Annotated in this window: 6 protein-coding genes and 1 pseudogene; all 7 read left to right on the forward strand. The window is 64.5% G+C overall.

The window, feature by feature from the left end:
• Nucleotides 1–482 precede the first annotated feature (482 nt).
• The 7 genes and pseudogenes from ABWI03_RS33860 (at nucleotide 483) to ABWI03_RS33890 (ending at nucleotide 7,020) form a co-directional block, all read left to right on the forward strand.
• Nucleotides 483–1,292, forward strand: coding sequence for a hypothetical protein (locus ABWI03_RS33860; protein WP_128638076.1), 810 nt, complete (start codon nucleotides 483–485; stop codon nucleotides 1,290–1,292).
• 388 nt (nucleotides 1,293–1,680) lie between these two features.
• A pseudogene (locus ABWI03_RS33865) lies at nucleotides 1,681–2,781 on the forward strand (ATP-binding protein).
• On the forward strand, nucleotides 2,778–4,016 hold the full coding sequence (locus tag ABWI03_RS33870; protein ID WP_218748330.1) for a vWA domain-containing protein: 1,239 nt from the start codon (nucleotides 2,778–2,780) through the stop codon (nucleotides 4,014–4,016). Before ABWI03_RS33865 ends, ABWI03_RS33870 begins: the two are co-directional and overlap by 4 nt.
• A complete protein-coding gene (locus ABWI03_RS33875) occupies nucleotides 4,013–4,207 on the forward strand; it encodes a hypothetical protein (RefSeq protein WP_125053203.1) in 195 nt (64 codons plus the stop codon). The genes ABWI03_RS33870 and ABWI03_RS33875 overlap by 4 nt, the downstream gene beginning before the upstream one ends.
• Nucleotides 4,204–5,391: a hypothetical protein gene (locus ABWI03_RS33880; RefSeq protein WP_209923613.1), complete on the forward strand. Its 1,188-nt coding sequence runs from the start codon at nucleotides 4,204–4,206 to the stop codon at nucleotides 5,389–5,391. Before ABWI03_RS33875 ends, ABWI03_RS33880 begins: the two co-directional genes overlap by 4 nt.
• Before the next feature lie 70 nt (nucleotides 5,392–5,461).
• Nucleotides 5,462–6,763, forward strand: a complete 1,302-nt coding sequence (locus tag ABWI03_RS33885) for an AAA family ATPase (RefSeq protein WP_003941272.1) — start codon at nucleotides 5,462–5,464, stop codon at nucleotides 6,761–6,763.
• Between the two features lie 29 nt (nucleotides 6,764–6,792).
• Nucleotides 6,793–7,020, forward strand: a complete 228-nt coding sequence (locus ABWI03_RS33890; RefSeq protein WP_245220050.1) for a hypothetical protein — start codon at nucleotides 6,793–6,795, stop codon at nucleotides 7,018–7,020.
• Nucleotides 7,021–7,100 lie beyond the last annotated feature (80 nt).

Consider the following 7,100-nt stretch of genomic DNA (forward strand, 5'->3'; position numbering starts at 1 on the left):
TTCGTCACATCATCCAGTGTCGTCATCACGGCACCCTTCTCGCCGGGCATTCACCCAGCGTGTCGGGCCGAAACACCGTTTAAGAAACACTCCCGAAGAACCCGTCGGCACAGATGCATTGGCGGCGTTGAGTAAGGCCTGACGGGAGTAGGAATCGACTTCTGGCTGGTCATTTTCGTTGGCTGGATATGGTGGCGACGGCTTCTCTCGCCGCGCTCCGGTATGCCGTGATCCGGGGTCGGACCACACGACTCTCGGTGATACACACTCGCCAGGAAGACAACAGCATCTCGGTTTCCCCTCTGCGGTCAATGACCGACGGTACACAAGCTCGCCGGAGTAACCGTGCGCGTCACCGATGCCGGCGGAACCAATGTTGTTGAGATCGACATGCTGGTGACCGCTGATGCTATCGCCGAAGCCCGGGATTGAAGTGACCCGAACTCCCGGGGCTTTGCTTTGCGATGTGCGACTATAAGTTCATGCTCGATCCGGGCGCAAAGGGCAGTGACGTAGTGGTGATACCGCAACGAACTTTATGGTGGGCGGTCGACGAGCTCTGCCGTGCGTTGCCGCACGAGGTGCTTCGAAAACTGAAAGTGAGATCGGGCGAGGACCTAGCCGCCATTTCAACGACTGCATTCCTAGCCTGTGCGCCGACTAGCGTTGATTGTGCTGGCGAACCAGACTTGATCTTCGATCTTTCGCATTCGAAATCGGAGCGCAGCCCCATATCGTCGATGGGTTTGGCGAATAAGAGGTTTGCGGACTTCGAAGTGAAATCGATTGGTCTTTGGTACCGAAAGTTTGACGCCACGATTGATCAATCCCTTGGGCGTGGCGAAATTCCGATGGTGACGACGTTCACCGCAGCTGTTACGACTGTAAACGAGGTCCTGGCAGGTGAAGGCCTCAATCAGATTGATCGCGCGCTCCGCCAACTAAACAAGAAAGTGAGGGTTGCGCACTCGAAGAACATATTTCTGATTGCCCATCCCTTTGACTATCCCGTCGTTGAAATGGACGTTGCTCCTATCGTGGCACACCTTCTGAACCCACTGGACGGGATTGTTGGCGTAGACACCGTCTGGGTGATGTGGCCGGATGTCTTCTTTGTGATGTGGTCATCCCACAATGCCCGGTGGGTGAATCTGTTGTTTGACTCTCGAGAACAGAGCAAGGATCACTCATCTGCTTGGGACGACCTCGAGTTGCTGCAGCAAGTCCAAGTTGAGTTTCAGCGTCGTATCGACGGTGAAACGAACTCTCCGTACATATTTCGACTTGAGTAACGGGTTGTTTGAGGTGTTGTGGGTCGGCGAGCTCAAGAGCTGACAGCCAAGCCCGGACATCGTTTGCGGTCTATCCGCTTTTTAGCGTGGCGTTTCGCAGGTTTGACTTCTTGTGTGCAGATGCCGGCCCGAAAAGATGTCGTAGAGGTCGGCATGCTGGGGACCGCTGATCGGAGGTCGAAATCGCGGTCTTGTAGCCACCTTTCCTTCGCCTGTCTGCGGTGGTGCCGGCGGCCGGTGAGGTAGTGGTTTCTCACGTCCCCGGCACAGGGTGCGCCGGGGACGTGAGAAACGATTCTAGCGCCTATTTGCGCAGGTCAACCTATATAATTGGGGAGTCTAATTCGGTAGCGGACCTGACCAGTTCGCTCGATTCTGGAGGATTCCTGTGGCTGATTTGGCTACTGCTGTGACTGTGTTGGATGCGAATGGGCGGGCGGGTGTGCCGTCGTTGTTGATTTCGGGTCCGGGTATGGGCAAGTCGAGTTTGGTTCGTGGGTTGGCTGCGGCGGATGGGGTGTTGTGCAAGACGGTGTTGGGGTCGTTGCGTGAGCCGTCGGATTTCGCGGGGTTGCCGGTGGTGCGGGAGCACGGTGTGGCGTTGGAGGCTCCGGCGTGGGCGAAGGAATTGGTTGCCGGTGGTGGTGGGTATCTGTTTTTGGACGAGTTGACGACGAGTCCGCCTGCTGTGCAGGCGGCGATGTTGGCGGTGGCGTTGGATTTGACTGTCGGTGATGTGCAGTTGCCGAAGGGGACTCGGGTGATTGCGGGGGCGAATCCTCCGGATTGCGCTGCTGGTGGGTACGAGTTGGAAGCGCCGTTGGCGAATCGGTTCTGACATGTGGAGTTCACGCCGTCTGTGGATGAGTGGTTGGACGGTATGGCGACGGGGTGGGGTGCACCGCCTGCCTCGCGTGCGGTGGCCACCGATGAGCAACGGGTTGCGTTGGTGCGCAGTTCGATCACCGGCTTTGTGCAGCGCAATCCTGATGCGTTGGATGCGTTTCCGTCGTCGGCTGCGCAGACCGGTGGTGCGTGGCCGTCGCGTCGTACGTGGTCGATGTTGGCGGCGGTGTTGCCGCATTTGCGGGAGGACGACAACGCGGCGATCAACACGGCGGTGTTCGGGTTGATCGGTGAGGGCGCGGGCGTGGAGTTCTTGGAGTGGCGGCGTAGCGCGGATCTTCCCGATCCGGTTGCGGTGGTGGAGAATCCCGATTCGGCGTTCGATTGGCAGTCGCGTCCTGATCTGGTGTGGGCGGTGCTGTCCGGTGTCACGGCGTGGGCGGTGGGACGGGGCACGGTGGAGGCCTGGCGCAGTGCGTGGGGTCCGCTGATCGCGGCTGCGGAGGCGGGCGCACCGGACGTGGCGGGCGCGGCGGCGCGCACGCTGGCGACGGCGCGACCGGCGAAGGCGACTGTCCCGGCGTCTGCTCGTCGGTTCGCGCCGATGTTGACCGCTGCGGGTCTGATGGAGGCGGCGGCATGAGCGGGGTTCGGGTGCTCGCGCCGGATGAGTTGCGGGCGTTTCGCCTGGCACGGCTGGTTTCTGCCGAGCAGATGCCGTATTTCATGCGGGCGTTGTTCGCGGCGCAGCCCGTTGCTGCACCGGGGTTGGGAACGTTCGCGGTGGATGCGCAGTGGCGGCTTTATCTCGATCCGGCGTTGTTGGTGGGCGCGGGTGCGTGGCCGGTGCCGGTGGCGGGTGCGGTATTGCTGCACGAGGTCGGGCACTTGCTGCGGGCGCACGGTGCGCGGGGTCAGTCCTTGCCGAAGCCGGTGCAACACGTGGCGTGGAATTACGCGGCGGACGCGGAAATCAACGACGACTTGCTGGCGGCGGGCGTCGGGTTACCGGACGGGGTGATCACTCCACAATCGTTCGGGTGCGAGGACGGCGGAATCGCAGAGGACTACTACACGCACCTGATCGATCCGGCTACGGGGCAACAGTTTCCAGACGACGAAGATGTGGGATGCGGGTCCGGTGCGGGGTGCGCGCCGGTGCCGGGGGAGTTGGGCGCGGCAGCGGGGGAGGTCGCGGACGGGTTGGACGGCGCGGAAGCAGATCTGATGCGCCGCCATGTGGCGCGGGCGGTGCAGGCGGCGCAAGGGAAGGGGCGCGGGAGCGCACCGGCAGGATTGGCGCGTTGGGCTGGTGAGGTTCTCACGCCGCCGACAGTGCCGTGGGATCGGGTGTTGCGCGCGGTGATCCGGCGCGCGCTGGCGGATCAGTCGGGGCGGACGAACTACAGCTATGCGCGTCCGTCGCGGCGCAGCCTGCCGGGGATCGTGGCCCCGGCGATGCGGGGTCCGTCGATCACGGTGTCGATTGTGATCGACACGTCCGGGTCCATGTCGGCGGCGGATCTGTCGGCGGCGATGGGTGAGGTTGCGGGTGTGCTGCGGGCAGGCGGTGTAGCGCGGGAGCGGGTACGGATTCTCTCGTGCGATGCGGCATCGACGTCTGCGCAGGCGGTGCGGTCGGTGGCTGATGTGGTGTTGGTGGGCGGCGGCGGTACGGATATGCGCGTCGGGATCGATGCGGCGAACGCGGCCCGTCCTGCCCCGCACGTGGTGATCGTGTTGACGGACGGGGATACGCCGTGGCCGGATCGGCCGTCGCGGGCGCATCTGGTGTGCGCGGTGATCGGCAACGACACTGCACTGGCACGGACCCCGGAATGGGCGTCGAGTGTGCAGATCCCGGTCGGTGCGTTGTGAACGCGGTGAGCGGTGATCTGTTGCGGTACGCGCAGCAGGTGTTGACCGGTACCGGTCACGCGCCGGATCAGGTGGCGAGCGTGGTCGCCGGTACCGGCGAGGATGCGGCGGCGCGGGCCTTGCGTGCGGGGTGGGAGTGCGCTGCGAATCCGGTGGTCGGGGCGTGCGAACAGACGGAGGACGTGTCGTGAGCGTGGAATGGTTCGATCTGGCTCAGCGTCTCTATGCCGCCGAAACAGGGCGCCCCGTTGCTCGGCTCGCACACACTACGTTCACCCCGTCAGCGTCGGCGCTGGCGGTGCGGGCGACGGTACGCGGCGGCAGTGTGAGCGTGTCCGCTGCGTCGTTCGGTGGAGGTGAGGAAACCGCGTGCGACGAGGCAGGGTTGGCGTTGCTCGCACGGTTGGGCGGCACACTGGCGGCGGATACCCCGGCGATGTTGCTCACCGACGACACCGGCACGATCCCGGCCCTGGTGGGGTTGGCGCGGGCGCACGCTCACCACAGTGACCCGAACATCTCCGGTAGCGCCGCGATGGTGGGGTGGTGGGCAGATCGCGCGGATCATCCCGGCACATCGGCGGTGGTGAATCTTCCGGCCGCCTCCAGTGCCCGCTACGTGCTCGGAGTGGTGCCGGAAGCGCAGCGGTCGGCGCGGGTATGGCGAAAGTGGTTGCAGATCACCGACGAGAGTGTCGCCGGGATGCACGAATGGGCGCGTGCGATCGGCAGTGGCCCGTTGTTACCGCTGCTCGCTGCGATCGGTGAAGACGACGCCTATTCGTTTTCTCGGGCACAGTCCGCACTGGTGGACGGTCACGACTGGTCGCGTCCCGACAACACGGCCAGCGCCGCGATGGGTCTGCGAAGTCGTTGTGACGCAGCAGATGTGATGTCATCAGCCTTGCTCGATGATCCGATGTGGCGCGAGCGCGCATTGCACACCGGCCACGTCGCGGTGGGTGTGGCATCGATGACGCCGCCACCGAAAGGTTCACGTCGGCGCAACGGGTCGTTGTCGGTGACGTGTGAGCGTCTGGATTCGCGCCTGCGGGTCGGATCTGCTGTCACCGGGTGGGTCGGTACACCGCGACGGCGTCCGTTCGAGCAGTTCACTGTCGAGGTCACATCGACCGAGGTTGTCGGCGGGAAGTTGGTGCTCGGACTCGGTTCGGTGGGGATGTATGCGCCGCCGAGTGGCGCGTCGGTGGTGTTGATGCCGCAAGCGGCGTCACCTTTCGCGATGCGCGCTGGTCGTGGCCGGTACTGGCGGCTCTACCGAGGGCGGCGGTCCTGGCTTTCGACGGGGCAGACACCCGTCCCTTCCCGGCGTGAAGTGCCGTTGGACGTGCTCATAGCGGGCGCAGAGGAATAGCACCGGCAGCATACCTGCCTTAGGTAAATAGCCAGTTCAGAGACTTTTTTCACGAAAGGTTTGATTCGTCATGCGCATTACTGCCTCGTCGTCCGATATTGCTGCCCCCTCCGGCCCGGTGCCGTCGTCGTCCCGTCCGCCCGTCCCGTCGCTGACGGGGTGGCCGGGGTCGGAGATCATGGCCGACCCGATCACAGCGCGTGTGCTGTTTTCGGTGTGGTCGGGTGATCCGGCGGTGGTGGTGCCGTCCCCTCCCGGTGCGGGCAAGACCCGCTTGGTTGCATTACTGGCTGCGGCATTGGCGCACCGCGCGGATCTGCGCGTGGGGATCGCGGCGCAGACCCGCGAACAGGCGGTGGAGATTGCACGCCGGTTGGGAACACTCACCGACCGCGCCGCCTTGATGTGGAAAGCGAAAGCACCGGCACCGGACAGCGGCGACACACCGGTGGTCTCGGGACAGAAAGTGCGCTGGCAGGGCGACGTCGGTGCAATTCTGATCGGCACGACGGCGCGATGGTTGTTCTCGGACCCAGACCGAGTCGGTGCGGACGTGTTGATCGTGGACGAGTCGTGGCAATGCACCTACGCCGATCTGGGAGCGCTGGGAGCCATGGCGAAACAGGTGGTGTGCGTCGGTGATCCCGGCCAGATCGACCCGGTGGTGACCGGCGATGTATCTCGTTGGGAGGGAAGCGAAACCGCACCCGATCTACCCGCCCCGATTGCACTGTTGGCTGCGCACGGCGACGCGGTGGGGATGGTGCGGTTGGCGCACACCTGGCGACTCGGACCCGACACCACAGCACTGATCGCGCCACTGTTCTACCCCGACCTGCCGTTCACCTCCAAGCGTCCCCCGGAACACCTCACCGATTCGAGCGGAGCCGTGTGGCCCGAATTGGCGCACCGCCCGATCACAGCCTGCGGAGGCCCGTCCGATCCGGCCCTGGTGACCGCATGCGCCGCGCGGGCGGCGGAACTACTGGCAGCGGATCTGGTCACCACCGCAGGCCAGCGGCCAATGACGGCCGCCGACGTGGCCGTGGTGGTCCCGCACGTGACCCAGGCTGCGGCAATCCGTGCCCTACTCAGCGAGCACCCCGACGTACTGGTCGGCACCGCCAACTCGCTGCAAGGCCTCGAGCGCCCTGCCGTCGTGGTGCTGCACCCGTTGGCGGGATACCGGACCGCCGAACCTTTCAACCTCGACGCGGGCCGCACCTGCGTGATGCTCTCGCGTCACCGCGCCCACATGTCCGTCGTCATCGATGACACGACCGCGAGCGTCCTTGCACACGGTGCGCCGTCGCCCGCGCTCGAGGTCCAGACCGCCCTGTTGGCCGCGCTGCACAGCACCCCCGCTGTGTAGCTCACCCGCAAGGGAAAGGGACACAACACATGTCCGAAACAACGAAGCCCGAATACCGTGCACGCGCCTGGGAAGGAATAGACACATTCGACGCAGTCGCGGCATCGACAGCAGGCGGCAGCAAGCACGATGACTTCCGCTACGAGCAAGACCCCGAGTCGCAGATCCACGACAACGGCGTCCGCGCTGTGCGGGCAGCAGACGGAATGATCGCGTATGCCCGCCGCTGCGGAACCGGCACCGGGACTGTTTCGTAATCGGTGTTTTGGCCCGAGACGCTGAGTGAATGCTCGGCGAGGAGGTGCCGAGATGACGACACTGGAGAATGTGACGAAGA

This window comes from Rhodococcus baikonurensis (assembly GCF_040489275.1).
GTDB lineage: Bacteria > Actinomycetota > Actinomycetes > Mycobacteriales > Mycobacteriaceae > Rhodococcus_F > Rhodococcus_F baikonurensis.

Excerpts from the sequence above, each read along its gene's own strand:
- ABWI03_RS33860 (WP_128638076.1), top strand. The coding sequence starts at position 483 with ATGCTCGATCCGGGCGCAAAGGGCAGTGACGTAGTGGTGATACCGCAA.
- ABWI03_RS33885 (WP_003941272.1), top strand. The coding sequence starts at position 5,462 with ATGCGCATTACTGCCTCGTCGTCCGATATTGCTGCCCCCTCCGGCCCG.
- ABWI03_RS33890 (WP_245220050.1), top strand. The coding sequence starts at position 6,793 with ATGTCCGAAACAACGAAGCCCGAATACCGTGCACGCGCCTGGGAAGGA.
- ABWI03_RS33870 (WP_218748330.1), top strand. The coding sequence starts at position 2,778 with ATGAGCGGGGTTCGGGTGCTCGCGCCGGATGAGTTGCGGGCGTTTCGC.